The sequence below is a fragment of the Collinsella sp. AF05-9 genome, assembly GCF_003465595.1.
In the GTDB taxonomy this organism is placed as follows: domain Bacteria; phylum Actinomycetota; class Coriobacteriia; order Coriobacteriales; family Coriobacteriaceae; genus Collinsella.
Window position 1 is genome coordinate 1 of sequence record NZ_QSBB01000014.1, and the last position, 26,182, is coordinate 26,182.

The following is a 26,182-nucleotide window of genomic DNA, read 5'->3' on the forward strand; positions in this document are numbered from 1 at the left end:
CCGCCTCGCGGTGACATCGTTTTTATGTCAACCTTGGTCTAACAGAGCCAAAAGAAAAGCGCGGAGCCGCATGGCGACTCCGCGCTTTATTGTTCAGCTTTTGCAGCCTTGCCCTTACGCTACGAAGAAGTAGACGAGGAAGGCAAAGGCCGCGATCCACCCGTCCTGTGCGAAAAAGTGTTTACGAGCGTTTGCGACTCGTCAGGGCGCCTGTGACGATGGTGGCCGTTCCTGCAAGGGCGGTCGCTATGATGGCCGCGCTCGAGGTGTCGCCGGTTGCGGCGAGGATGCCGGTGGTTTTGGCTCCCGTGGCTGCAACTGCAACGGTCTTGGTCGTCTTCGTGCCCTCGGACTTGGAACCCTCGGGCTTGGTCTCGCCGGACTTTTCCTCGGGTTTGATCTCCTCGGGAGGTACGGTGAGCGTGCTCTTGGCGACAGCGGCGTCATAGGGGGAGTCGATCGTGGCGTCGCCCGTGCCGATGGTTTGACCCGCTTCGTAGATGTCGCCGTTGCTGAGCTCTTCTTTGTTGCGATAGTCAATGACCTTGCCGCCTTCAGGCGTCAGGATGGTGGAGCCTTCGATTTCGATGGTGCCGATTGCCTTGCCGTCCGCGCTCATGGCAAGGGCGAAGATCGCCGCCGTGTCTCCTTCGGCAGTGACCTTGCTGCGGACGATCGAAATAGTCGCGGGCGTGATGCCCTCGCTGGTCTGGGCGAAGATACCGATGTTCAGACCCCTAGGCTCAGGGATGACCACGCTGCTTTGGTCGTTGCTGTAGTGGTCAGGGCCGTCGCTACCGGACTCGACATAGCGGGCTATAGCCTTGACAACGGAGTCGCTAATGTAGATGTGACCACCCGCTTCGTTGGGGTTGTAGTTTCTGGTGGAGATTGCGGTCGAGAATTGGTCTTCTGCGAACGCATCCACAGTCGAGCCGTTCTTGATGACGATGTCGTCCTCGTCGGTGAAGAGGGCGCTGGCTTCACCGCTCCCTGCACTTGCACGGACCGTCACGGTTGCGCCATCGATCGTGATGCCCTTGTAGGTATAGATGCCGTATCCAACACCATGTGCGTTAAGGGATGCGTTCGAGACCGTGAGGCTGCCTATGGCCTTAACGGCATAGTCTTCCTTAGAGTTTGCCTTGACCTGGCTACCGCCCGAGATATCGATGTTGCCACCAGACCAAATCGCCACGTCTTCGATAGAGCTGGCCTCTACCTTGCCGCCGCCCTTGATGGTGAGGGTCTCGCCAGTTTGGATACCCTCATCCCTGGTGGCCTTGGCGGTGACGTTTCCGCTGTTGTCGATCGTGATATTGCCACTCGCCCTGATGGCATCCGATTTGCCTGTGGCGTTGACGGTGCCCGAACCCTTGATGGTGATGTCTCCCTCGGCGTCAATGGCGTCAGACTTGGTGCTCGTGGCGTTGACGGTGCCGGCTCCGTCGATGTTGATGTCTCCGTCGGAGGTGATGGTGTCCCTAGACGACGTCACGCTGAGCGTGTCGGATGCACCGCCCTGGATGTTAAGCTCGGCGCTCTCAGCATTGCCATCCTCAACCGAGATGCCGTGGCCGTCGCCGTTGGTGACGGTGTTGTTTCCCGAGTAATTGACGTTGAGCTTGCCTGCGGCCTCGATTGCACCGCCGTTATAGTTGTTGAGCTTCATGTCGTCGGCACCGTCCCATGACCAGGTGCCGGCGGCGTCGCCCGCCGCAGTGCCGTAATTGTACTGGGTGCCGCCGACGTTGACCCACTCCGCCGCGAGCGAGATGCTCGGCATGAGCAGAGAGCTCACCGTAAGCGCGCATGCGGCACCTACAACGATGCGGCGTGTCACGCGGCGCCAGCTTCCGCGCGCGAGCAGCGTGCGACGGTGCACGTCGGGCTCGACAAAATGGGCTCCTGAGGTTTTGTCATTGCGCTTGGGGGTCGTGAACAAGGTGGCCATGGTTACTCCCATCCTCATAGGGCCTATGCGGTTATATCCAGCATATCTGCAGGATGTAGCCGTCGGTAGTGCCGTTTGGAGGGCAAAATGTCCAAAACTTGGGAAGCAATATATCGCGCGTCCGTGCGATGCCTGGCTTTAAAAGAAAAGCGCGGAGCCGCTCGATGCGACTCCGCGCTTTGGTGTTTGGTATTGTGAATCTTGCCCTTACGCTACAAAGAAGTAGACGAGGAAGGCGAGGGCTGCAATCCACATGAGCGGCTTGATCTTGGAGGCCTCGCCCTTAAAGAGCGCGACGATCACGTAGGCGATAAAGCCCAGGCCAATGCCGGCAGAGATGGAGTAGGTGAAGGGCACGCCGGCGACAATCATGAACGCCGGGAAGCCCTGCGAGACGTCGGACCAGTCGATCTCGGAGGCCTCGCTCATCATGAGGTAGCCGACGTAGACCAGGGCACCGCAGGTGGCGGCACTGGAAACGATGGTGACGATGGGGGAGAAGAACGCGGCGAGAATGAACAGCACGCCGGTGGTGACGGAGGTGAGGCCCGTGCGGCCACCGTCGGCAGCGCCAGAGGTGGACTCGACGAAGGTGGTGATGGAGGAGACGCCCATAAAGCCACCGGCAGCGGCGGCCACGGAGTCAACGACCAAGATGGGGCGGATGTCCTCGACATTGCCGTCCTCGGTCAGGAACTCGCCCTGCTTGGCGACGGCCATGGCGGTGCCCATGGTGTCAAAGAAGTCGCTCATGAGCAGCGAGAAGGCCACGACGAGCAGCATCGGGTCGGTCAGGACCTTCACGATAGCCATGTTGCCGTCGGCGGTGCTGGCAAACGGAGCGCCAAAGGTCGAGAAGTCGAGCGGGGCGATGAGGCCCTCGGGGGCGTGGGTGACGCCCAGCGGGATGCCGGCGATAACGGCGACGATGATACCGATGAGCAGCGAGCCCGGCACGTTGCGGGAGGCCAGGGCAACCGTCACGACGATGGAGATGATGCCGACGATAAAGGTGGGGGAGGTGATGTCGCCCAGACCGACGAGTGTACCGGCGCCAGCGGTGATAATGCCGGCGTCGCACAGGCCGATCATGGCGATGAACAGACCCAGGCCCACCGAGATAGCGTGGCGCAGAACCACGGGGATGGCGTCCATAATGGCCTCGCGCAGGCCGCAAAGGACGAGCAGCAAGATGACGACACCCTCGAGGAAGATGACGCTCATGGCCACGTGCCAGTCACCGCCGCACATGGTGGTGGTGATGCCCGCAATCATGGCGTTGATGCCCAGGCCCGACGCGCATGCGAGCGGACGGTTGGCGAAGATGCCCATGCAGATGGTCATGATGCCGGCGCCCAGGCAAGTGGCGCAGGCGAGCGCTCCCGCATCGATGCCGGCGCCCGAGAGCACTGCGGGGTTGACGGCGATGATGTAGGCCATCGCCAGGAATGTTGTCAGTCCAGCGCGAAGTTCGGTCCCGATTGTGGACTTGCGCTCACTGACGTGAAAAAGTTCGTCCATGCATACCCTTTCCTTGTTCGGCCCCGAGTTTAGGCCGATTGACACGAACCCACCCACTATATCGCCTTTGTGAAGTTGGTGTTCCTCACATGTTGATGTTCGGCGGTTTGTAACGGACGGGCGGTATCTTTCGCATGAAATTGTGTAGGTACCGTATACTTAAGCGGTTACAACGACCCCTATGGAGGAACGTATGATTAAAGAGCTTTGCCACGACGAGGCTATCCTGTCCCAGCGTTGCGAGGTTGCGACCGTCGAGGACGAGTCGGTTGCTCAGGACCTGATCGATACCATCAAGTCGCTCGACGATGCCGGCTGCCTTGCCGCTAACCAGATTGGCGTTACCAAGAAGGTTTGCGTCTACCTGGACGACGCCGGCGAGCCCCACGTGCTCTACAACCCCCGTCTGGTGTTTGGCCTGGGTGCCAGCAAGATGGAGGAGAGCTGCCTGACGCACGAGGAGGTCACCAAGTCCACGCGCTATATCAAGTGCAAGGTTGCCTTTGACCAGATCGTCGACGGCAAGATGAAGGAGTGCCGCCGCGATTACGCAGGCTTTGAGGCGCAAATGATCCAGCACATGATTGATCACTGTCTTGGAAAGTTGGTCTAAGGGGACCAAAGCACCGCACCTCGTCGTTTTTAGTCCGGGTATGACATTGTTGTCATGTCCGGACTTTTTTGTTTAGCGCTCCTTTGTTTGGTGACAATGACCTTAGTAAGAACATTGAGCTAGGAGGCGCTATGTGCACGAGCATTCGATTTACCGATAATTCCGGCCACATGTATCTGGGCCGCAACCTCGACTGGAGCTTTGGATACGGCGAGCAGGTTCGCGTGGTGCCCCGCGGGTTCCACATCCCGTACTCGTTTATCGACGATGCGACGGCGGCGCATGCGGTAATCGGTATGTGTATCGATTACAAGAACTATCCCATGTTTTTCGATTGCGGCAACGATGCGGGCCTGGCTGTGGCGGGGCTCAACTTTCCCGGCTATGCCGAGTATGCCGAGGGGCCGGTTGATGGCAAGACCAATATCGCGGCCTACGAGTTTCCCCTGTGGGTGGCGGCGACGTTCTCGACGGTCGACGAGGCCGAGGCTGCACTGCGCGATACGGTGATTGTCGCCAAATCTGCCGGCGAGGGCCTGGGCGTGTCGCTGCTCCATTGGATTATCGGCGACAGCCAGCGCAGTATCGTGGTCGAGATGATGGCCGACGGCCTGCATGTATACGACGACCCGGTCGATACCCTTGCCAACCAGCCGACTTTCCCGTGGCATATGGAAAACCTGCGCACCTATATCACCGCCACCAGCGATTTTCCGCAGACGGCGACATGGCGCGCCGCCGAGCTCAAGCCTTATGGCGCTGGTGCCGGCATGCGCGGTATTCCGGGCGACTGCTATTCGCCGAGCCGTTTTGTAAAGGCGGCCTACCTCAATGCCAATTACCCGCAAAAGGGCAGCGAGGCCGAAAACGTCGTCCGCATGTTCCGTTCGCTCGAGGGCGTGGCGATGATCGAGGGAGCGTCCAAGATGGGCGACGGCAAGTTCGAGAAGACCATCTACACCGGATGCTTTAGCGCGCGTACGGGCAATTATTACTACGCGACCTACGATGACCCATCGATTCGCTACGTGAGCCTGATGGATGCCGAGGGCGCGAGCCCCGATAGGCTCGTGGTTCCCGAGCCGCGTCGTTCGTAGCCCATAGCTTTACTGCAATGCAAAATGGCCCTGCATCTCACGTGAGGTGCAGGGCCACTGCGACCTGGGCTTTATCCCGCATGCGCCCCGAGAAAATGTCCCTTAAGCGCGTGCTGCCTGGGCGATACCGGCCTTGGCGCTTGCGCGCTTGCCGGCGAGTTCGCAAAAAATCGCGCCGCCGATGATAAGTGCGGCGCCCATCAGGCGGACCGGCGTTATGGCTTCGCCCAAAAGGACGGCGGAGAACACAACGGCCGAAAGCGGCTCGAGGTAGCCGACAACCGCGACGGTCTGCACAGGCAGCTTGGCGACGGCGCTAAAGTAGAGCAGGCAGCCGATGCCGGTGTTGACGATGCCAAGCATAGCGACGGCACGCCAATCGATGCTTGCGGCGATACCGGGGGAGAAGAACGAGGGGGCGCCTTGGGTGACGAGCGTGAGGACCAGCGCGGTCGCAAAGGCGGCGCTCACCTGGAGCGCGGAGTTTTCGAGGCCTTCGATGTGTGGCGCACCCTTGCTGGCGATGACCATCAGCGCGTAGCAAAATGCCGAGGCGATGCCGCAAGCGATGCCCGCAATGGGCATATTGCCGCCTAGACCTTGTGCCGCAATGAGAAAGACGCCGCAGGCAACGGCGATAAACCCGGCGATTTTGCCGCCGGTCAGCTTTTCGCCAAAGATGAGCGGCGAGAGGGCCATAACGATGATGGGGCCGCAGTAGTACAGCAGCGAGGAGATACCGACGCCGATCGTCTGATAGGCGCAGAACAGAAAAATCCAGCTGGCGCCCAACGCAGCTCCCGAGAGGATCAGGGCCGCAGCTTCGCGGGGACGAGACGGCGCCTGCAGCTTATGGCGTTGGGTGATGGCGAGGATGGTGACAAGCGAGAAGGCTCCCAGAAAGGTGCGCAGCAGCACGATATCGGAGCTCGGCAGCGCGATGGCAGCGGCGATGATGCCGTTGGAGCCAAACAACAACAGTGCTGCCAAATACCTAAACAGTCCGTTGTTCATGCGCAGCCGCCCTTCTATATCCGTGCATGTTCACTATGGGCGAGGTGGATTTAGAAGAAAAGCGAATATAATACATGGATAACATGACAAAAACTCATGCAAAGGTGGGGACGTGCCGTGGAGACCAATATCCAAAAGATGCAGGTGCTGCTCGAGACCGTGCGCGCCGGAAGCTTTACGCGCGCCGCCGAGCATCTGAGCTATTCGCAATCGGGTGTGAGCCGCATGGTGGCCGATCTTGAGGCCGACTGGGGCTTTAAGGTGCTCGACCGCAGTCGCGAAGGCGTGGTTCTTTCTGCCGACGGGCGGCAGATCATGCCGGCTGTCGAGGCGCTCTGCGAGGAATTCATTCGCTTGCAGCGGCGGGTGGATGAGATGCGTGGGCTCATGCGTGGCAAAATCTGCATCGGTACGTTTTCGAGTGTGGCGACTCACGTGCTGCCGCCGGTGATTGCGCGTTTTCGCGCCGATTATCCGGACGTCGATTACGAGTTGCTGATGGGCGACTATTCAGAGATCGAGCAATGGGTGGCGCAGGGTCGCTGCGATCTGGGCTTTATCCCGCATGAGCCCCGAGGGGGCGGTATGGCCTCGCGGGCGTTGGTGCAAGACGAGCTGATGGCGGTGGTACCGGCCGATTCTTTGCTCGCCACTGCGGAGGTTGTCTCTCTTGCCGATTTGGCCAACGAGCAGTTTATTCTGCTGGAACGCGGCACCGATGACGAGATTACGCCGCTGTTCCGTCGGGCGGGGCTGACGGTGCGCTCAAAACTGTCGACCTGGGATGACTATGCGATTATGGCCATGGTCGAGGACGGCTTGGGCGTGAGCATCCTTCCGGCGCTCATCTTGCGGCGCTGTCAGTTCAATGTCGCCATTCGTCCGCTCGAGGGACGTCCCCATCGGCAGATTAACGCCATATATCGAACGGCCGACGTTTCGCTTGCTGCTGCTCGATTCCTTGAATACCTCTAAACGCGTGCACGTTATTGTCCGCTTTGGGCAAATCTCGGAGTTCGGTACGTTTTCTTATGAAATTGAACTTTCGAATGAGGTACGGCGCTATACTGCTTGCTAAATTGAACCTTGGTTCAATTCGTGTCCTATAAATTGAACTTTGCCAGCAAGGAGGTTCCTGTGGCCCAAGAGACGTTTAGCGATCGCCTGCGACAGACTATGTCCGATCGCGACGTTCGCCAGTCGGACGTGATCCGCGCATCGGAGATGCTCGGCAAAAAACTCGGCAAGAGTCAGATGAGCCAATATGTGAGCGGCAAAACGATTCCACGGCGTGATGTGGCAGAACTGCTCGCCCGTATTTTGGAGGTCGATGTTACCTGGCTGCTCGCCGGTGACGCCGATCAAGGCGAGACATCATCGCCCCGCAACGTTTCCAAGCCCGAACTCAATCCCTCAGCCCAAATTGCAAGGAGCGTCCCCATGCGTACTTTTTCTAAATCCACCAAACTCGACAACGTCCTCTACGACGTCCGCGGCCCCGTCGTCGATGAAGCCGCCCGTATGGAGGACGAAGGCGAGCGCATCCTCAAGCTCAACATCGGCAACCCCGCCCCCTTCGGCTTCCGCACGCCCGATGAGGTCATTAAGGACATGCGCCAGCAGCTGCCCGACTGCGAAGGCTATTCCAACTCGCGCGGCCTGTTCTCCGCGCGCAAGGCAATCATGCAGTACTCTCAGATCAAGGGCCTGCCCAATGTTCAGATGGAGCACATCTACACGGGCAACGGCGTGTCCGAGCTCATTCAGCTTTCGATGAACGCGCTGCTCGATAACGGCGACGAGATCCTGATCCCCAGCCCCGACTATCCGCTCTGGACGGCGTGCGCAACCCTTGCCGGCGGTCATCCCGTACATTATTTGTGTGATGAGCAGGCGGATTGGTATCCCGACCTGGAGGATATGGAGTCCAAGATCACGAGCGCGACCAAGGCCCTCGTCATCATCAACCCCAACAACCCCACGGGCTCTGTCTATCCGCGCGAGGTGCTCGAGGGCATCGTTGAGATCGCGCGCAGGCACCAGCTCATGATTTTTGCCGACGAGATCTACGACCGCCTGTGCATGGACGGCTACGAGCACGTCTCCATTGCATCACTCGCCCCCGACCTGCCCTGCGTCACCTTTAGCGGCCTTTCCAAGTCGCACATGATCGCGGGCTATCGTATTGGCTGGATGGTGCTTTCGGGCAACCAGCGCTGCATGAGCGACTTTATTATGGGCATCAACATGCTCTCGAACATGCGCCTGTGCTCCAACGTGCCAGCTCAGTCGATCGTCCAGACGGCGCTCGGCGGCCATCAGTCTGTTAACAACTATATCCGCCCCGGCGGTCGTGTCTACGAGCAGCGCAACTTTGTGTATGAGGCACTCAGCAAGATCGACGGCATCTCGGTGGTCAAGCCCCGCGCGGCGTTCTATATCTTCCCCAAGATGGATGTCAAGAAATTCAACATCACCGATGACGAGCAGTTTGCCCTTGACCTGCTACACGAGAAGAAGATCCTGATCACGCGCGGCGGCGGCTTTAACTGGGGCGAGCCCGACCACTTCCGCATCGTGTACCTGCCGCGCATGGAAGTGCTCAAAGAGTCGCTCGAGGATCTCGCTGACTTCTTTGATCACTACCGCCAGAGCTAGTGGGATAGAAGCTCCGCACTATGAAAAGCTCCCTGCAGTTGTTTTGCTGCAGGGAGCTTTCTTGAATCGGCGGAACTATATAACGATTCCGCAACAATGGTCGATTTCGTGCTGGATAATCTCGGCGGTGTAGCCCGAGAAGTTTTTGATGCGGTGGACGAAGTTCTCGTCCAAATACTCCACCTTAATGCGGCGGTAGCGGGTACAGGGGCGCTCACCGATCAACGAGAGGCATCCTTCGCTCGTCTGATAGGCATTGACCTGTTCAAGAATTTGAGGGTTGTACATCAGCAGCGTCCTGTTGCCGTCCTTTACGCAGATGATGCGCTTGCGCACGCCGATCATGTTGGCGGCGAGGCCCACGCACTCGTGCTCATGCTCAAGGAGCGTATCCAGGAGGTCCTGCCCGGTCGCGGCATCGTCGGGTCCCGCGTCTTCGGAAGGCAGACGCAAAAAGAACTCGGATTTCATGATGGGCTTAATCATGGCGGGCTCCTTAAGGTGGACACGTTTGGTTCAGGTCATGATACCGCGACATGTCGCATTAATGTGTGCACATAGATTCTGCAGCTAGATTGGATGGCGACACCATAAACTAATGGACGTTTTGCCGAGAGGCATGAATGTTTAAAGCGCAAAGAGTGCGCGACGGGCCCCGCGAATGGGGCGATGATGCCCGAGAGGGCCAAGAAGGAGTCTCATGTCCGAGAACGAAGAGATCATGAACGAGACCGAGAACGAGACCATGGCTGCCGAGGTCGAGGCAGTCGAGACCGTGGAGACCGAAGCTGCCGAGGTTGAGGCTGCTGACGAGGCTCCCGCCGAGGAGGAGGCCGAGGTTGTCGAGGCCGCCGTTGATTACGATGACGAAGAGCTGATGGACAAGATGCAGAAGGCCGCCCGCCTGCTGCGTAGCCGTCGCTTTGCTATTTCCAAGGAGGAGGAGGCCAAGGCCGAGCGCATGGCGAACATCGAGCGTGCCATCAAGCTTCTTGACCTCAAGCCCAAGATGGAGCAGAAGGAAATGTCCGACCTGCTGGGCATGCGCCTTCGTGAGCTCGATGGCCTGATGGCCGAGGCCGAGGCTGCCGATCTGGTCGGCCGCATCGACGACGCCGAGGGCGATATGCGCAAGATCGTCGTCTTCGCTGCCGAGGATGCTGCTGAGGGCCTGGTCGAGCTTGCCAACAAGAAGGAGAAGCTCCTGCCCGAGCTTTCTTACGAGGAGGCCACCGAGTTGATGGCCGCTCTCGATAAGGTTATCGCTCCGCTCGTCGCCATGGGCCTGGACGAGGACCGCGGTCCTCGCGGTGGCCGTGACGATCGCGGTGGCCGTGGCGGCGACCGTGGTGGCCGCGGTGGCTTTGGCGATCGCGGTGGCCGCGGCGGTGACCGTGGCGGTCGCGGTGGCGATCGTGGCGGCCGTGGCGGCTTTGGTGACCGTGGCGGCGACCGTGGCGGTCGCGGCGGCTTCGGCGGCAACCGTGGTGGTTATGGTGACCGCGGTGGCAACCGTGGCGGCTTCGGCGGCAACCGTGGTAACGACCGTGGCGGTCGCGGTGGCGATCGCGGCGGCCGCAACGGTGGCGGCTTCCGCGGCAATCGTTTCTAGGTTAGTTACGCCGTTCTACCGAACGGCGTAACAGCTCGACGCTGCGCGCCCACCAGAGCGACAACTTGTCATTCAAAGAGGACGGCATGACCAGAAGGTCTATGCCGTCCTCTTTTCATGCCAAGTTGTTCGCTCTGGTGGGCGCTCGCTGTCGTTTCCAAAACATCGGCATTCTCTCTGTTGCCAGAAGGTAGTCGTTGGGGACGTTCTTGTTTGACTAGTCGTTTAAGAACGTCCCCAACGACTACATAGCGTGAGAGTGGATAATCTCCCGGTTTGAGCCCGTGTTTAAACTCAAAATGGGAGATTATCCACTCTCATTATTTATGTGTCCGAAAATTCACGCTCGATTTAATTCTGCCTACATTTGTAGGAACAGTTCGTGGAGGCGGGTGTCTTCGTCGAGTTCGGGGTGGAAGGTTACGCCGAGCTGGTTGTTTTGGCGGGCAGCGACGATGCGGCCATCGACTTCGGCTAGGGTCTTGGCGTCGCCGTGGACCTCGATGATGCGGGGCGCGCGGATAAACGTCAGCGGCACTTCACCGTCGATGCCGGCTACCTGCCCCTTGGTTCGAAAGCTGCCGAGCTGCCTGCCGTAGGCATTGCGCTCGACAAGTACATCCATGGTTGCCAAACGCGGCGTGCCCTTATCGTCATGGGCGGCAAGGTCGCGCGCCAGCAGAATCAAGCCGGCGCAAGTTCCCAATACAGGCATACCTTCAACAATGCGGGTGCGAAGCCCCTCGAGCATATCGAGTTCGGCAAGTAGCTTGCCCTGAACGGTAGACTCGCCGCCGGGAAGTACTAGACGGTCAAAGTCCTGCTTCAAATCAGCCGCCTGCCTCAGCTCAATACAACGTGCGCCCAGCTCGGACAGCCTCGCCTCGTGCTCGGCAAAAGCACCTTGGACCGCCAGCACGGCGACCGTCTGGTCTGCGTAATCGCTCATGTGCGATCCTTTCTGCTGGACTAGCGTCCGCGCTCCTCCATGATGATCTCGATCTCGTCGGCGTTGATGCCGACCATGGCCTCGCCCAGGTCCTCCGAAAGCTCAGCGATGAGTTTGGCGTCGGTGAAGTTTGCCACGGCCTTGACAATGGCGGCTGCGCGCTTGGCGGGGTCGCCGCTCTTAAAGATGCCCGAGCCGACAAAGACGCCTTCGGCGCCCAGCTGCATCATCAGCGCGGCGTCGGCGGGGGTCGCTACGCCGCCGGCGGCAAAGTTCACGACGGGGAGCTTGCCCATGGCATGGACCTCGCGGACCAGCTCGACCGGCACCTGCAGTTGCTTGGCTGCCTCAAAGAGCTCGTCGTCACGCAGGGCAACAACGTCGCGGATCTGCTTTTTGATCTTGCGCATGTGGCGCACGGCCTGAACGACGTCGCCCGTGCCCGGCTCGCCCTTGGTGCGGATCATCGTGGCGCCCTCGGCGATGCGGCGCAGCGCTTCGCCCAGGTCACGGGCACCGCAGACAAACGGGACGTCAAACTGGGTCTTGTCGATGTGGTAGACATCGTCGGCGGGGGAGAGAACCTCGGACTCATCGATGTAGTCGATCTCGATGGCTTGAAGGACCTGCGCCTCGACGATGTGGCCGATGCGGCACTTGGCCATGACGGGGATGGAGACGGCCTCTTGAATGCCCTTGATCATCTTGGGGTCACTCATGCGCGACACGCCGCCGGCGGCGCGGATGTCGGCCGGGATGCGCTCGAGAGCCATGACGGCGCAGGCGCCTGCCTCCTCGGCGATACGTGCCTGCTCGGGCGTGGTGACGTCCATGATGACGCCGCCCTTGAGCATCTGCGCGAGCTCGCGATTGAGTTTGACGCGATCTGCCTTGCTGGTCTGTTCTGCCATGGTTGCTCCCTTGGTTGGCATGTGCATTGCTTGACGGAAAATCCTATCGGGGAGCTGGGCATGGCAAAATACTCAGTTTTCGAGATAATAATAAGGTCAGCCTAATACCAGATTGAACAGCTCGATAAGGTCAGGTGATATACTCATGCTTGACTACAATTTGGAAAAACGCGGCGAAGCATCGCTCTATGAGTATGTTTACCAGCAAATCCGAGATGATATCGTAGCTGGACGCATTACGGCGGGGGAGCATCTGCCGTCCAAGCGCGCCTTTGCCAGTCATCTGGGAATCAGTGTTATTACCATCGAGAATGCATATAGCCAGTTACTCGCTGAGGGCTATATTTGCTCAATGCCACGTCGTGGCTACTACGCTTGCGAGCTTCCGGATGCACCGGTTTTGGCTTCGGCTGCGGAGGGCATCGACCGAGATGCCGTCTCTGTGGGCCCCATCGTGCATGATGTCAACGGACAGGTCGAGCGATTCGATGCGCTTTCTCCTTCTGCTTTGGAGGCGGCGCGGCTTTGGCAAAGCGCGCTACGGGCGACGCTGGCATCCGAAGATGAGCGCGAAATCTTTTCGCCCGCACCGGCGCAGGGCACTGCTCGGCTGCGACGCGCAATTGCTCGCCATCTGCGCGGGATAAGGGGTATGAATGTCGACTCCAACAACATTGTTATCGGTGCGGGCGCCCAGCTGCTCGATACCATGTTGGTTCAGTTGCTTGGAGCCGACAAGGTGTATGCCGTTGAGGATCCGGGCTATTTGCGCCTGACGCGCATCTATCAGGCTATGGGCTGCCAAGTACGACATATCCCGTTGGATGACGACGGCGTGGACCTGAGCGCTCTGCAGAAAACCGGGGCGGATGTCCTTCACCTGATGCCGTCTCACCAATATCCGACCGGCCTTGTGACGAGCATTGCGCGTCGCTATGCCCTGCTGAGCTGGGCCGCCGAGCAGCCGGACCGGTATCTCATCGAAGATGACTTTGATTGTGAGTTTCGCCTTGCCGGCAAGCCGATTCCCGCGCTCGCGTCGATCGATGCCGCCCAATCGGTCATCTACACCAACACCTTTTCAAAAAGTCTGTCGTCGGCCCTGCGTTTGGCGTATATGGTCCTGCCTGATGAGCTGATGGAACGGTTTAGGCGCAACCTTGGTTTTTACGCCTCGTCGGTGAGTTCTGTTGACCAGGTCGCTTTGGCTCGCTTGCTGGAATCGGGTGATTACGAGCGACATGTGAACCGCGTGCGCGTTCGAGCTCGCGAGGCGCGTGATGGCCTGACGGCGCTTGTGCGAAAGGCGTTTCCGGCAGGGGAAGTCTCGATCGAGCATGCAGACGCGGGCCTTTACTGCATCGTGGTTGCGGAGCGTGGCGCGGGCGGAAGCTCTTTTACGCGGGCACTTATGCACTCGAATATCCCTTATATCGATATCGGTGACTGCTTTTGGTGTGCCGATGGCGCATCTGTCCCTAAAAACTTGGTTCGAATCCTTGTCCAGTATGACGATTTGAGTCCAAATGCGCTAAACACCCTGGAATCACAGCTAATGGGGGTGCCCTCTAGCCTAAGTGAGTAGACTTTTGGCGTTATGCCGACCAGACCGTTTTGCAGCAAGTCGTCTACCTGCGGCCTTGCAAGACAAGATGGCCTGCCTGCTCGGGAGTTTCCAAAAAGCCTACTCACTTGCTGTGCAAAGCTTCCGCATGAGAGAAATAGCGGGTTTTCAACAGGACTCCGTCCAGTTCTTGGCAAGCTTTTGGCCAGTTGGGGAAGGCTGTTGAAAACTTAACAGTCCGTTCGGCGCCCTTTTCGGTACGTTCGCGCCAATGCGGGAGTACCCGGGTTGAAATCCGTGTTTTCCTGTGCCTATGAAGGATCTACTTTGTGACATATCGGCTTTTAGGTACTGGCGTTTGCCTCCTCAAGCCCTCGCTTTGTGTCCGCCACTTCCACGACCGGAAGAAGACCGGCAGCGATATGGCCTCGCCCGTAACCCGACGGCTGCGGTTGCGCTCGGCTTGCCGTTGCATACATTGGTTGGGACGAGAAATAAGCGGACTTGTCCTGCCAGCGTTAGGCAACGGCTGTTCCTTGGTGAGCTTCCCAGGGAATCCGTGCTGGAAACGGAACATGGGTTTTTGGTCACATCTCCTTTGCTGACGGCATTCATCATGTCGCGGCATCTGACGGATCTCCAGCTGCTTTTGGTATTGGCGGAGATGTGCGGCTTGTTTACGGTTTGTGCCTTGCCAGCAGCACTCGAGGCAGAGCTTTCGCGTGCAATTGAGTCGGGCGCGATTCCGGCAACCTTTGGTTGGGCACGTTGCCCGTCCGAGGACGGTGCCGCCTCAAATTTGTGGCGGCGCGACGCTTTGGTTTTGGACGGAGATCTTGACCGTTTTTGTTCAGATGTTTGTGGGATGCGTTACGGCAAGCGATTTGTCGCGGTATCGCATCTCGTTCCACTGGGTGCCGCATCGCCTTTTGAGGTTGAGACGTATTTGTTGCTTGGGTTGCCACGATCATTGGGAGGCGAAGGTTTTTGCGGCATAGAGCTCAATGTCGAAGTGGCGCTAAGCGCAAGTGCTCGGGCGATTGTAGGCAAGTCCCGTGTATATATCGACCTACTTCTTTCTTCGCCGGACGGAGAGCGACAGGTGGCCATTGAATGCCAAGGAAAGGGCTCACACGGGCGAGCCGGGGATGGTTTGCGTGACGCCGACCGCATGACGGCGCTTCAGGCCATGGGCTACGATGTATTTCTCCTGACACACGGACAGATATCCGATGATGATAGATTCCATGCGATTGTTAAGGCCGTATGCAGGTTGCTCGATGTTGAATATCGCGATAAAAGCTTGGAGGAGCAAGGGGCCGAGGCATTACTTCGGTCTGAGCTATTCGTTGACTGGTCAAAACTGGGAGAAATCGACAAAAAGATGCCCGTTAGACACAAAAAGGCCCGATCATGGACGGTTGCAAATCTAAGTGAGTAGACTTTTAGCGTGATGGCGACCAGATTGTTTTGCGGCAAGCTATCTACCTGCGGTTTTATAAAGCAATACGGGTGGTCTGCTCGACAAGTTCCCAAAAGGCTACTCGCTTAGTTTTTGACGCGAAGCCGATGTCAAAGGTGGTCCTATTTTTGGGACGTTAACTGGTTTGCAAGACACGAAAAAGGCCCGAACCATGCGGTCCGGGCCTTATAAAGCTAGAGAATGTCTCTCAGGCGTTTGGCTTAGCCGAAGTAGCGCTTTAGCAGGCCGGCGAAAGCCTTGCCGTGGCGAGCCTCGTCGCGAGCCATCTCGTGCACGGTGTCGTGGATGGCATCGAGACCAGCGGCCTTGGCGCGCTTGGCGAGATCGGTCTTGCCGGCGGTGGCGCCGTTCTCGGCCTCAACGCGCATCTCGAGGTTCTTCTTGGTGGAGTCGGTCACGACCTCGCCCAGGAGCTCGGCGAACTTGGCGGCGTGCTCGGCCTCCTCGTGGGCAGCCTTCTCCCAGTACAGGCCGATCTCGGGATAGCCCTCGCGATGAGCGACGCGAGCCATGGCCAGGTACATACCGACCTCAGAGCACTCGCCCTCAAAGTTGGCGCGCAGGTCAGCAACGATGTCCTCGGAGACACCCTCCATCTTGGCGACGCCCACGACGTGCTCGGCAGCCCACTCGAGCTGACCCTCTTCCTGCCTCAGGAAACGAGAACCGGGAACGCCGCACTGGGGGCACTTGAAGTCCTCGGGCAGCTGGTCGCCGTCGAACTCTTCCACATAACCGCAAACGGGGCAAACAAACTTCATGATTCGATCCTTTCGATCGATGGCGATTGTGCGCTCGTCCGGTCCCGTAAGGGCCCTCTCCGGACGTGCTTCTTGACGAGTTCTATTATCCATAAATGCAACCAAATGTGAAGCCTATTAGGAATGATTTTTAATAAAATAATTTTGAGATGTGAAGATGTTGATTGATTAACGGTTTGCAAGTCATATACGGACGCCGCTGAGTACAATCGGGCGAGCAAATGTTGACCTATCAACAAATGAAGGAGTTTCCTTTATGCATCTAGCCCGTCGTGCCTGGTGCCGAACATATCAGACGGTTTTTCGCATTGCATTGCCAATCCTGCCCTATACCGAGCCGCGCATTTTAGAGCATGCCGAGGATGTGCCCGCGGTGCTTCAAAAGCGCTCGATCCAGAAGGTCCTTATCGTGACGGATCCCGGCATTGCCCGTCTGGGGCTCACGGCACCGCTCGAGACGGCGCTCGCATCCAAGGGGATTGGCGTTTCGGTCTATGCCGAAACGCGTGCAAACCCCACGGTCTCAAACGTGGAGGAAGCGGCGTCCCTGTACCGAGAGAGCGCCTGCCGGGCCATTATCGGCTTTGGCGGAGGATCAGCCATGGACTGCGCCAAGGGCGTGGGCGCACGTATTGCGCAGCCAAACAAGCCCATCAACAAGATGCGCGGCCTGCTGCGGATTCATCGTCGCCTGCCGCTGCTCATCGCCGTCCCTACCACGGCAGGCACGGGAAGCGAAGTCACACTCGCGGCGGTTATCACCGATGACGAGACGCACTACAAGTACCCCATTAACGACTTTGTGCTTATCCCGCGCTTTGCGGTGCACGACCCCGAGTTTACACGCGGCCTGCCCGCCTCCATTACGGGGCAGACGGGCATGGATGCCCTGACGCATGCCGTCGAGGCCTTTATCGGCCGTAGCACCACGCCCTACACGCGCAAGATGGCGCGTCAGGCGGTCCAGCTCATCCACGACAATTTGCCCGAGGCTTATGAGCATGGCGACGACATGCGCGCTCGTCGCAATATGCTTTCGGCGGCGTATAAAGCGGGTGTTGCATTTACCCGCTCCTATGTCGGATACGTGCATGCCATCGCGCACAGTCTGGGCGGCCGATACGGAATTCCGCACGGTTTGGCCAACGCGATCATCCTGCCGCACATGCTTCGCGCTTATGGTGACGCCGCCGCCCCCAAGCTTGCCGATCTTGCTCGCATGGCCGGTATCGCGCCGGCTAACGCGCAGGACAGTCTTGCGGCCGAGGCCTTTATCGATTGGGTCGACCGCATGAATGCCGCCTTGGGCATTCCCAAATATGTGACGGGCATTCGCCGCTCCGATATTCCGCAAATGGCGGCCCATGCCGATGCCGAGGCCAATCCGCTATACCCCGTTCCACTTTTGATGGACCGTTTGGAGCTCGAGCGTATGTACGAGGTGGTTGCGGGTGGTATGTTTGAAGACGAGAACTAGGAGGGTCCATGAACACCGAGGAAATTGCGCGCATCGTCGGCGATCAGCGCGCCTACTTTAAGACGCACGCCACGTTTGATGTCGATGCTCGACGTCGCGCGCTCGTGAGTTTACGCGATGCGGTGCGGGCCCACGAGGCCGATATCGCCCATGCGCTCAAGACCGATTTGGGGAAGTCGCATGACGAGGCCTATATGTGCGAGATCGGCACGTCGCTTTCCGAGATTCGACATCAGATTGCGCATGTTGCTCGATGGAGTCGCCCGCGCCTGCGCCCGTGCGACCTCGCCAACGCCGTGAGCGTGTGTAAGACGCAGGCCGTGCCCTATGGCGTCACGCTCATCATGGCTCCATGGAACTATCCGTTTTTGTTGACGCTCGAGCCGCTCGCTGGAGCCCTTGCCGCGGGCAATACCGTGGTCATCAAGCCGAGCGCCTATGCCCCGGGATCGAGCGCGGTGCTCAAGCAAATCTGCGAAGAGGCATTTGATCCGCGCCTGGTGACGGTTGTAGAAGGCGGCCGTGCCGAGAACGAAGCACTGCTCGATGAGTGCTGGGACAAGGTTTTCTTTACCGGTAGCGTTCCGGTCGGCAAGCTCGTCATGGAGCGCGCAAGTAAAAACCTGACGCCCGTGACGCTTGAGCTGGGCGGAAAGAGTCCCTGCATCGTGGATGCGACGGCAAACTTGAAGGTCGCGGCGCGGCGTATCGCCTTTGGTAAATGGCTCAACGTGGGGCAGACCTGCGTGGCGCCCGACTACCTGCTGGTCGATGCGCGCGTGCACGACGAGCTGCTGGGCCTTATCAAGGAAGAGGCCCGCCGTATGTTTGGTGAACATCCGCTCGATAACGAGGACTACGGGCATATCGTCAACGCCAAGCATTTTGCGCGCGTGCGCGGGTTGATTGATCCCGATAAGGTCGTGCTTGGGGGTGCCGCACGCGAGGCTTCGCTCAAGATTGAGCCGACGATTTTGGACGGTGTGACCCTCGATGACGCCGTGATGCAGGAGGAGATCTTCGGTCCCATCTTGCCGGTGCTGACGTTTGAGAGCTTAGACGAGGCCGAGACGTTTGTTACGGATCGTCCGACGCCGCTGGCCCTGTATATCTTTAGCCAGGACCGTGCGGCTCAGCAGCGCTTTGTGCGCTGCGTGCCCTTTGGTGGTGGCTGCGTCAACGACACGATCATGCACTTGGCTACGAGCCATATGGGCTTTGGCGGCATGGGTGCGAGCGGTATGGGCCAGTACCATGGCCGCGAGAGCTTCGATACGTTTAGCCACAAGAAGAGCATCGTGAACAAAGCAACATGGCTGGACGTGCCATTCCGCTATGCCCCTTATGCAAGCTGGAAGCACAAGTTCGTGCGCATGTTTGTGCATTAGAATCAGATGGCATAGCGACAAACGGTCGAAAAGGCGCGGGTGGGGCGAATTTGTGGCCGCGCGAGTTCGTAGACTTCTCTGTAAGGTTAAACGCTGGTTTATCCAGCCGTTAGAGGAGTTGCCATGTACGAGCCTTCACGTGTTCTTTTGTCGTTTCATATTGCAGGATTTCAGTATGCCGATGGCGCCTTGGTCTTGGGCGATCTTAAAGTGGGCGATAAGCTGACGCTGTGTGCCGAGCGCGATAATCCCCATGACCCCGAGGCGGTTGCGATCTATTACGGCAACACCAAGCTTGGCTATGTTCCGGGAAACGAGGTCGGCCCGCTGTCCTTGATGATGTATTACGGCCACGAAGACGTATTTGAGGCCCTCGTGCAACAGGTTGCCCCCGAGCGCAGCCCGTGGCATCAGGTGCGCGTTGGGCTCTATGTGGTGGATGCTCGCTAGTCGGCGATGGAGGCGGTCATGTTTGATGACGATGACCTGTTAGATCTGACAGATGATCCGTTTGAGTGGGATATGCTGCTCGATGACGATGAGTTGGAGCAGGACCGCAAGAAACGGCAGGGTAAGAAAACTCAGGGCGACGCTTCGAAAAAGCAAGACAAGCGCCGACGCGGTCTGTTCGGCGGGCTCTTTGGCTAACCGCCGCATCGCTGTGTCTGTATACTTAGCACGAGTTTGATGCGTTGCGAAATGAGGACAGAGACGATGATGTGGTTTACCGCCGACCTGCACTTGGGCGATACGAATATCTTGCACGACATGGACCGGCCGTTTGGCTCGGTCGAGGAGATGAATCGCAAGGTCATCGATGCCATCAATGAGTGCGTGGCTGCGGATGATCGCCTCCATATTCTGGGTGACTTTACCTATCGTTTGCCCCTGGCGGATGCTGTGCGCCTGCGCGAGCGTATCGAATGCAAGAATGTGACGCTTATCCGTGGCAACCATGACGGCGACTGGGAAGATCCCGACGCACCGCAGATTTGGGAAGACGTGCGCGATTACCTGGAGATTGCTCCCGGCTATGCCAAGGGTCATCGCCTGGTGATGAGCCATTACCCCATGCTCAGTTGGAATGGCAAGGCGCGCGGCGCCATCATGCTGCACGGGCATATCCACAGCAGAGGAGACCGCACCAACGCGCGCAATCGCGACCGCGAGCGCCCCATCTTTCGTTACGATGTCGGCCTCGACGCCAACGATTACAAGCCCGTAAGCCGTGACCAGATTCTCGGTTTTTTTGGACTGTAATTCTCGAACCACCGCACAAACCACCACAAAGGTGCCTGTCCCCTTTGCGGTGGTTCTGGCGCCGTTGCCATTATGGCAGCGGCGCCTTTTTTGTCCGTGCGGCGCGGTAGAGTGTAGGCGGTTGAAATTTGCGTCCATCGAGGAGCTGCTATGAACGAGATCAAGTGCCCGCATTGTGGCGAAGTTTTTAAGGTCGATGCGTCCGGCTATGCGGAGATTGTCAAACAAGTGCGCAATGCCGAGTTTTCGCGCGACCTGGATGAGCGTGTGAAGGCAGTCCAGCGTGAGGGCGAGCAGGCGCTGGAGCTTGAGCGCTCGCTTTCGACGGCTGCCTTGCAAAAGGCAGAGTCTCAGCGCAACGCTCAACTTACCGAGCAGAAGAACGCTGCAGCTCAACAGCTGGCACAAGAGGTTGCCAAGCGCGATGCCGAGCTTTACGAGCTGCGCGCCAAGCTCGAGGGCGCTGCCGCAGAGCGCGAGAGCGCAAGCCAGCGCGCGGCGGTTGAGGCCCGTGCCGACGCTCAAAAGGAGAATGCCGAGCTTCAGCGCGAGATCGACAATTTGCGTGCGCAGCTGGGACGCAAGGATGACGAAGCCAAGCTTGCCGAGGCTTCGGCGCGCAATGCCGCTCAAAACGATTTAGCCACACGCGATGCGCAGATTGCCGAGCTGCAGGCCAGACTTGCCGCGGCGGACAGGGCCCAGGAGATGGCGCTTGCCGCTGCTGCGGCCGAGTCGCAGCGTGAGCTCGATGCCGCTCGCAGCGAGGCCGAGCGCGCACTTGCTGACTACCGTGCGACGGTACAGGAGAAGTTTTCCGCCGCAAAGGCTCAGTCTGAGCAGGAGGCCGAGGGCCTGCGTGCGCAGCTGCGCGAGCAGGAGCTGAAGGCAAAAATGAACCTGTCGGAGGCGGTCGCCGCGGCGGAACGAGAGCGCGATGAGGCACGTGCCAAGCTGACGAGCGAGCTGGCGGTGCGCGATTCTCGCGAGGAGCAAGCCAAGGCGGCACACGAGCTCGAGCTCGCGCAGGCCAAGCGCGCGAGCGATGACCTGATTCGCTACAAGGATGAAGAGATTGAGCGCCTTAAGGACATGAAGGTCCGCCTGTCCACCAAGATGGTGGGCGAGTCGCTCGAGCAGCACTGCGAGACTGAGTTCAACCGTCTGCGCATGACGGCGTTTCCCAACGCGTACTTCGAGAAAGATAACGATGCGTCCGAGGGTACCAAGGGCGACTTTATCTTCCGCGAGTGCGATGCGAGCGGCAACGAGGTCATTTCGATTATGTTCGAGATGAAAAACGAGAACGACGAGACTGCGACCAAGCATAAAAACGAGGACTTCTTTAAGAAACTCGATCACGATCGTCGCCAGAAAGGCTGTGAGTACGCGGTGCTCTGCACGCTGCTCGAGCCCGAGAGCGAGCTTTACAACGCCGGCATCGTGGACGTGAGCTATCGCTACGAGAAGATGTACGTAATCCGCCCGCAGTTCTTCATTCCCATGATCACGCTGCTGCGCAACGCCGCCATGGGTTCGCTTCGCTATAAGCAGGAGCTGGCGGAGTACAAACAGCAGAATATCGACGTCACGAACTTCGAAGCCAAGATGGAAAAGTTCAAGAATGATTTCGGTCGCAACTACGAGATCGCGAGCCGCAAGTTCCAAACGGCGATTGATGAGATCGACAAGACGATTAGCCATCTACAGAAAACCAAGGAGGCGTTGCTGTCCTCCGAGAACAATCTGCGCCTAGCCAACAAGAAAGCCGACGATCTTACCATTCGCAAGCTCACGTGGGGCAACAAGACCATGAAGGCGGCGTTTGACGAGGCGCGCGGGGCTGCGTCAGAGACAAACGATAAGCCGGCCGAGGCGGATTCGTATGAGGTCGAGGATGCCGAGTAGGGCATAGCGGATCGTGCAAAAGCGGGGCCGCTGGCGATATTGCCAACGGCCCCGCTTCGTTTCGTTCCAGTATGTTCGGCTAGTCCTCGAGCAGGTCCTCGATAAAGCCGACGCGGTAGTTTTTGAAGATGACCTCGCCGCCGTCTTGCGTGGCGTCCAGATCGACATCGCCCATGATGCCAAAATCGTGGTCGCCATCCTCGTCGGCAAAGATCTGGTGCACGTGCCATACGTGCGCGGTCTTCTCGTCGGACTCGTCAATGGAAAACATCGCGGCGCTGCGGGCGTCGCCGTTGGTGAGGATTTCCTCGTGCTGCTCGTGGTAAGCGTCGAGTGCTTTTTGCCAGCGGATCTCGCTCATGCCCCAGTCGTCGTCGAGCTCGCCCAGGTCGCGAACGTGCTCGCGAGCGGCAAGGGTCACGCGGCGGAAGAGTGCGTTGCGCACCAGCAACGTGCAGCCTCGGCGGTCCGCCACGACCTCGTCGATGCCCTGTGGCGGTGCGGCATCGAGGGCTGCCGGGTTGCCGGCGTTCTCCCACTCGTCTACCAGGCTCGAGTCCACCGAGCGCACCACAAAGCCCAGCCACGAGATAATGTCGCGCAGGCGTTCGTCGCGCTTCTCGATGGGCACGGTGCGGTCGAGCGAACGATAGGCCTCTGCCAGGTAGCGCAGCAAAATGCCCTCGGAGCGGGCGATGCCGAGCTTTTGAATGTAGCCCTTAAAATCGCTCGCGCTTTCGAGCATATCGCGCAGGACGCTCTTGGGAGAGAGCTGATAGTCGTTGGCCCAGGGCACTTCCTGGCAGTACTTGTCAAAGGCGGCGTCGAGCAAATCCTCGAGCGGCTTTTCATACGTGACGTCTTGAATGCGCTCCAGACGCTCCTCATATTCAATGCCGTCGGCTTTCATCTCGGCCATAGCGCGATCGCGTGCGGCGCGCTCCTGTGCGCGCAGCACCTGCTTGGGATCCTCGAGCGTTGCCTCGACCATTGAGATCAGATCCATGGTATAGGTCTCGCTCTCGGGATCGAGCAGCTCCAATGCGGCAAGTAAGAACGGCGAGAGCGGCTGATCGAGCGCGAAGTCCTCGGGCAGATCGACCGTCAGCGCATAGTCGATGTCTGGTGCGGCGTCAGTCGGGGTGTCGGGTGCGGGCGGCACCTCGGTGCGCACGACGACGCCGGAGTCGATGAGCGTGGCGAAGATCTCGTCGGCACGAACCTCGAGCTTCGCCTTTTCCTCGGGCGTTTGCAGGCTTGTCTCTATGAGGTCGTGCACGCGGGCGCGAGCGTCGCCGCCCTGCTCGACCACGCTAATCACCATGGAGTGTGTGATGCGAAGGCGCGGCTTGAGTGTTTCGGGCTGCGTCTCGAACAGGCGCTCAAAGGTCTGCTTGTTCCAGGTGACAAAGCCCTCGGGGGCCTTCTTCTTTTTAATCTTGCGGAGCTTTTTGGGATCGTCGCCCGCCTTGGCCATAAGCTTGGCATTCTCGATCTCGTGCTCGGGTGCCTCGGCGATCACCATGCCCTCGGTATCGAAGCCCGAGCGACCGGCGCGACCAGCGATCTGATGAAACTCACGGGCGCGCAGGCGACGCATCTTGTAGCCGTCGAACTTGGTGAGCGCGGTGAGCACCACGGTATGGATGGGTACGTTGATGCCGACGCCGAGCGTATCGGTACCGCAGATGACGGGCAGCAGGCCCTGCTGCGCCAAGCGCTCGACCAGCAGGCGATAGCGCGGCAACATGCCAGCATGGTGCACGCCGACGCCGCAGCCGAGCAAGCGCTTGAGGATCTTGCCGAAGGCCGTCGAGAAGCTCGTGCCCTTGGCCGCCTCCTTGATGGCCTCGCGCTGCTCCTTGCTGGCAATACCAAAGTTGGCGAGGGATTGCGCCGTCGCAAGTGCGGCGTCCTGGCTAAAGTGCACGATGTAGAGCGGGGCCTCGCCGCGGCGCATTGCGAGCTCGACGGTGCCCTCAAGCGAGGTCGTCACGTAGTCGTAGCTCAGCGGCACGGGGCGTGGGGCATCGACGACCAAGTCGCAGGTAGCGCCGGTGTGTTCCTCGAGCGAGGCGGCGATCGCGGTGACATCGCCGAGCGTGGCGCTCATGAGCATGAATTGCGTGTGGGGCAGGGTGAGCAGCGGCACCTGCCAGGCCCAGCCGCGATCGGGGTCGGCAAAGTAGTGGAACTCGTCCATGGCCACGCAGCCCACGTCGGCGTCCTCGCCCTCACGCAGTGCATCGTTGGCAAGGATCTCTGCCGTGCAGCAGATGACGGGCGCCTTGGTGTTGATATGCGTGTCGCCGGTGATCATGCCTACGTTATCGCGGCCGAGCACCTGTACCAGGTCGAAGAACTTTTCGCTGACCAAGGCCTTGATGGGGGCCGTGTAATAGCAACGTTTGCCCTGCGCCATGCCCATAAAGAGCATGCCCAGCGCGACGAGAGATTTACCCGATCCGGTCGGTGTGCCTAAAATGACGTGATCGCCGGCAGCCAGATCCATGAGGGCTTCTTCCTGGTGATCCCACAGCTCAATGCCGCGATTGCTCGTCCATTCAAAGAAGCGTTCGAAGGCTTGATCGGGCGTGAGCCATGGTTCGGGCTCGCTGCCGTCCTCGGGCTCCCACCAGGTGGGGGAGAGCGCGCCGAGCGAACCGAACTCTGCCTCGGTTCCCGTGCCGCCCGAGAATGAGCTGGCGGCGCCGGCGCCGGAGACGGTGCTGGCGGCGGTATCTGTCGTGGTCTGTGCCATGTGTTTGCTTTCTCTCGCGATTGTCCGCCAACTATTATGGCGTAGCGGCGGCGCGGGGTGCCAGCGCGCGAGAAAATGCAGGAAATGGGCGTTCTGCCCAGCCGTTTGGTGCAGTTGCCAGCTAAGTGAGTAGACTTTTTGCAATATCGCGAGCACATGGCTTTTGCGCAAGGGCTCTACCTGCGGTTTTAGTTTTCGCTATGCGGGTTGTGCTTGGCTATTGCTAAAAAGTCTACTCACTTAGGTCTGAGGATCGTTCGCTGGCGCTTATTTGCGCTTGTCTGCCGATGCCGCGACCATCAGAAGCCCCTAGGACTCCTGCGGTAAGCGCTTCTTGCCCTTGCGGGCGCGGTTTCTAAAGTTCTCGACGGCTTCTTCCATGCCCAGAGGCACATAGGTGAGCTCATCGAGGTTATCGGGCAGGTAGCAGGCAAGACTTTGCTCCTGCATGCGACCCGCTGTGAGCTGTTCGTCGGTGGGCTGCGCGCCGGGTGTGGCGCAAATGCCATAGACGACGGCACCCATATCGCGGGTGCGCTGCTCGTATTCGGTCTCGGGGTGCTCGGGATGGTCGCGACGGACGTCGTCACTTGCCCACAGCGTGTCGTAGCCGGCCGCGGCAAACTGCCCCAGGGCGTAGTCGCGTAGTGGCTTGCTGTCGGTGCGCAGCGTGACGGTGGCGCCGGCTGCAAAGAGCGGGCGGTAGAGCATCAAATGGTCGACATGGACGAGTCGTTTTTTGGCGTATTTGGCCTTGGGCTGCGGCGTGGGAAAGTTGATGGTGATGGCATCGAGCTCGCCTGCGGCAAACAGCTGCGGCAGCGATGCAGCGCCTCGGGGCAGGACGAGTGCGTTGGTCAGTTCCTGCTCGCAGATTTTCTGCGCGGCATAGGCGATGCAGATGGGCTCCTGGTCCATACCGATAAAGAGCGTGTTTGGCTCGTTGACCGCGCGCTCTACAAGGTAGGTTCCCTTGCCGCAGCCAAGATCCAGGTGCAGGTGTTCGAAAGGCTTGCTGCCAACTGGCGCGCAAGCCGCGCGCCAATCTCCGACATAGGCCTCGGGGTTCGTCTCAATCGCATTGGCGTAGCGCTCCAGGCGCTCCTCGAGCACAAAGTTCTTAGGGGTGCGAACGTGAACGGCTCCCATGAGGCTCCTTGGTCATAAGTATGGAACGCATAGCTACGCGTTCCGTCAATGGGTTGAAAAGGGCGGGCATAGCTTGCCCAAAAGATGCGATGCGGCTCGGCG

At 59.2% G+C, this 26,182-nt stretch carries 22 protein-coding genes; 13 read left to right on the forward strand and 9 right to left on the reverse strand.

The window, feature by feature from the left end; translation table 11 throughout:
- Positions 1–181: 181 nt before the first annotated feature.
- Both DWV43_RS05585 and DWV43_RS05590 read right to left on the reverse strand, forming a co-directional pair.
- On the reverse strand, positions 182–1,954 hold the full coding sequence (locus tag DWV43_RS05585) for a carbohydrate-binding domain-containing protein (RefSeq protein ID WP_158569833.1): 1,773 nt from the start codon (positions 1,952–1,954) through the stop codon (positions 182–184).
- Positions 1,955–2,161: 207 nt separating this feature from the next.
- Positions 2,162–3,475, reverse strand: coding sequence for an NCS2 family permease (locus DWV43_RS05590; protein ID WP_117817283.1), 1,314 nt, complete (start codon positions 3,473–3,475; stop codon positions 2,162–2,164).
- Between the two features lie 193 nt (positions 3,476–3,668).
- Here DWV43_RS05590 and DWV43_RS05595 point away from each other — a divergent pair, with 193 nt between their 5' ends.
- Both DWV43_RS05595 and bsh read left to right on the forward strand, forming a co-directional pair.
- Positions 3,669–4,088, forward strand: coding sequence for a peptide deformylase (locus DWV43_RS05595; protein ID WP_035137017.1), 420 nt, complete (start codon positions 3,669–3,671; stop codon positions 4,086–4,088).
- 131 nt (positions 4,089–4,219) lie between these two features.
- Entirely contained in the window at positions 4,220–5,185 is a 966-nt protein-coding gene (gene bsh, locus DWV43_RS05600; RefSeq protein WP_117636874.1) for a choloylglycine hydrolase, read from the forward strand.
- A gap of 102 nt (positions 5,186–5,287) precedes the next feature.
- Here bsh and DWV43_RS05605 read toward each other — a convergent pair whose 3' ends face one another.
- On the reverse strand, positions 5,288–6,199 hold the full coding sequence (locus DWV43_RS05605; protein WP_117817284.1) for a DMT family transporter: 912 nt from the start codon (positions 6,197–6,199) through the stop codon (positions 5,288–5,290).
- A gap of 117 nt (positions 6,200–6,316) precedes the next feature.
- Here DWV43_RS05605 and DWV43_RS05610 point away from each other — a divergent pair, with 117 nt between their 5' ends.
- Positions 6,317–7,174 (forward strand): LysR family transcriptional regulator, encoded by an 858-nt coding sequence (locus tag DWV43_RS05610; protein ID WP_233539209.1) that lies wholly within the window; start codon positions 6,317–6,319, stop codon positions 7,172–7,174.
- Positions 7,175–7,375: 201 nt separating this feature from the next.
- On the forward strand, positions 7,376–8,857 hold the full coding sequence (locus tag DWV43_RS05615) for an aminotransferase class I/II-fold pyridoxal phosphate-dependent enzyme (protein WP_117817311.1): 1,482 nt from the start codon (positions 7,376–7,378) through the stop codon (positions 8,855–8,857).
- 75 nt (positions 8,858–8,932) lie between these two features.
- On the opposite strand, the gene DWV43_RS05620 is transcribed toward DWV43_RS05615, so the two are convergent.
- Entirely contained in the window at positions 8,933–9,343 is a 411-nt protein-coding gene (locus DWV43_RS05620; RefSeq protein ID WP_117629625.1) for a peptide deformylase, read from the reverse strand.
- Positions 9,344–9,557: 214 nt separating this feature from the next.
- Between DWV43_RS05620 and DWV43_RS05625 the strand changes: the two genes are divergently transcribed.
- Positions 9,558–10,469 carry a hypothetical protein gene (locus DWV43_RS05625; RefSeq protein ID WP_117817286.1) on the forward strand — a complete coding sequence of 304 codons (912 nt, stop codon included), beginning with the start codon at positions 9,558–9,560 and terminating at the stop codon, positions 10,467–10,469.
- Between the two features lie 361 nt (positions 10,470–10,830).
- Here DWV43_RS05625 and pdxT read toward each other — a convergent pair whose 3' ends face one another.
- Positions 10,831–11,418 (reverse strand): pyridoxal 5'-phosphate synthase glutaminase subunit PdxT, encoded by a 588-nt coding sequence (gene pdxT / locus DWV43_RS05630; RefSeq protein WP_117817287.1) that lies wholly within the window; start codon positions 11,416–11,418, stop codon positions 10,831–10,833.
- A 20-nt stretch (positions 11,419–11,438) separates the two neighbouring features.
- Entirely contained in the window at positions 11,439–12,329 is an 891-nt protein-coding gene (pdxS, locus tag DWV43_RS05635; protein ID WP_117817288.1) for a pyridoxal 5'-phosphate synthase lyase subunit PdxS, read from the reverse strand.
- A 145-nt stretch (positions 12,330–12,474) separates the two neighbouring features.
- On the opposite strand from pdxS, the gene DWV43_RS05640 reads away from it, so the two are divergent.
- Positions 12,475–13,914 carry a PLP-dependent aminotransferase family protein gene (locus DWV43_RS05640; protein WP_117817289.1) on the forward strand — a complete coding sequence of 480 codons (1,440 nt, stop codon included), beginning with the start codon at positions 12,475–12,477 and terminating at the stop codon, positions 13,912–13,914.
- A gap of 538 nt (positions 13,915–14,452) precedes the next feature.
- Positions 14,453–15,334, forward strand: coding sequence for a hypothetical protein (locus DWV43_RS05645; RefSeq protein ID WP_117817290.1), 882 nt, complete (start codon positions 14,453–14,455; stop codon positions 15,332–15,334).
- Positions 15,335–15,576: 242 nt separating this feature from the next.
- On the opposite strand, the gene DWV43_RS05650 is transcribed toward DWV43_RS05645, so the two are convergent.
- Entirely contained in the window at positions 15,577–16,140 is a 564-nt protein-coding gene (locus tag DWV43_RS05650) for a ferritin family protein (protein WP_117817312.1), read from the reverse strand.
- A gap of 253 nt (positions 16,141–16,393) precedes the next feature.
- Here DWV43_RS05650 and DWV43_RS05655 point away from each other — a divergent pair, with 253 nt between their 5' ends.
- The 6 genes from DWV43_RS05655 (at position 16,394) to DWV43_RS05680 (ending at position 22,170) form a co-directional block, all read left to right on the forward strand.
- Entirely contained in the window at positions 16,394–17,614 is a 1,221-nt protein-coding gene (locus DWV43_RS05655) for an iron-containing alcohol dehydrogenase (RefSeq protein WP_117817291.1), read from the forward strand.
- A gap of 8 nt (positions 17,615–17,622) precedes the next feature.
- A complete protein-coding gene (locus DWV43_RS05660; RefSeq protein WP_117817292.1) occupies positions 17,623–19,002 on the forward strand; it encodes an aldehyde dehydrogenase in 1,380 nt (459 codons plus the stop codon).
- A gap of 123 nt (positions 19,003–19,125) precedes the next feature.
- A complete protein-coding gene (locus DWV43_RS05665; RefSeq protein WP_117817293.1) occupies positions 19,126–19,452 on the forward strand; it encodes an HIRAN domain-containing protein in 327 nt (108 codons plus the stop codon).
- 18 nt (positions 19,453–19,470) lie between these two features.
- Positions 19,471–19,650 (forward strand): hypothetical protein, encoded by a 180-nt coding sequence (locus DWV43_RS05670; protein ID WP_117817294.1) that lies wholly within the window; start codon positions 19,471–19,473, stop codon positions 19,648–19,650.
- A gap of 66 nt (positions 19,651–19,716) precedes the next feature.
- The gene (locus DWV43_RS05675) at positions 19,717–20,262 is read left to right on the forward strand and encodes a metallophosphoesterase (RefSeq protein ID WP_233539210.1); all 546 of its coding nucleotides are present in this window, start codon (positions 19,717–19,719) and stop codon (positions 20,260–20,262) included.
- Between the two features lie 150 nt (positions 20,263–20,412).
- Positions 20,413–22,170 carry a DUF2130 domain-containing protein gene (locus DWV43_RS05680; protein WP_117817295.1) on the forward strand — a complete coding sequence of 586 codons (1,758 nt, stop codon included), beginning with the start codon at positions 20,413–20,415 and terminating at the stop codon, positions 22,168–22,170.
- A gap of 79 nt (positions 22,171–22,249) precedes the next feature.
- Here the strand turns inward: DWV43_RS05680 and DWV43_RS05685 are convergent, their stop codons facing one another.
- Both DWV43_RS05685 and DWV43_RS05690 read right to left on the reverse strand, forming a co-directional pair.
- A complete protein-coding gene (locus tag DWV43_RS05685) occupies positions 22,250–24,931 on the reverse strand; it encodes an RNA helicase (RefSeq protein WP_117817296.1) in 2,682 nt (893 codons plus the stop codon).
- A 309-nt stretch (positions 24,932–25,240) separates the two neighbouring features.
- Positions 25,241–26,080 carry a tRNA (guanosine(46)-N(7))-methyltransferase TrmB gene (locus tag DWV43_RS05690; protein ID WP_117817297.1) on the reverse strand — a complete coding sequence of 280 codons (840 nt, stop codon included), beginning with the start codon at positions 26,078–26,080 and terminating at the stop codon, positions 25,241–25,243.
- Positions 26,081–26,182: the final 102 nt, after the last annotated feature.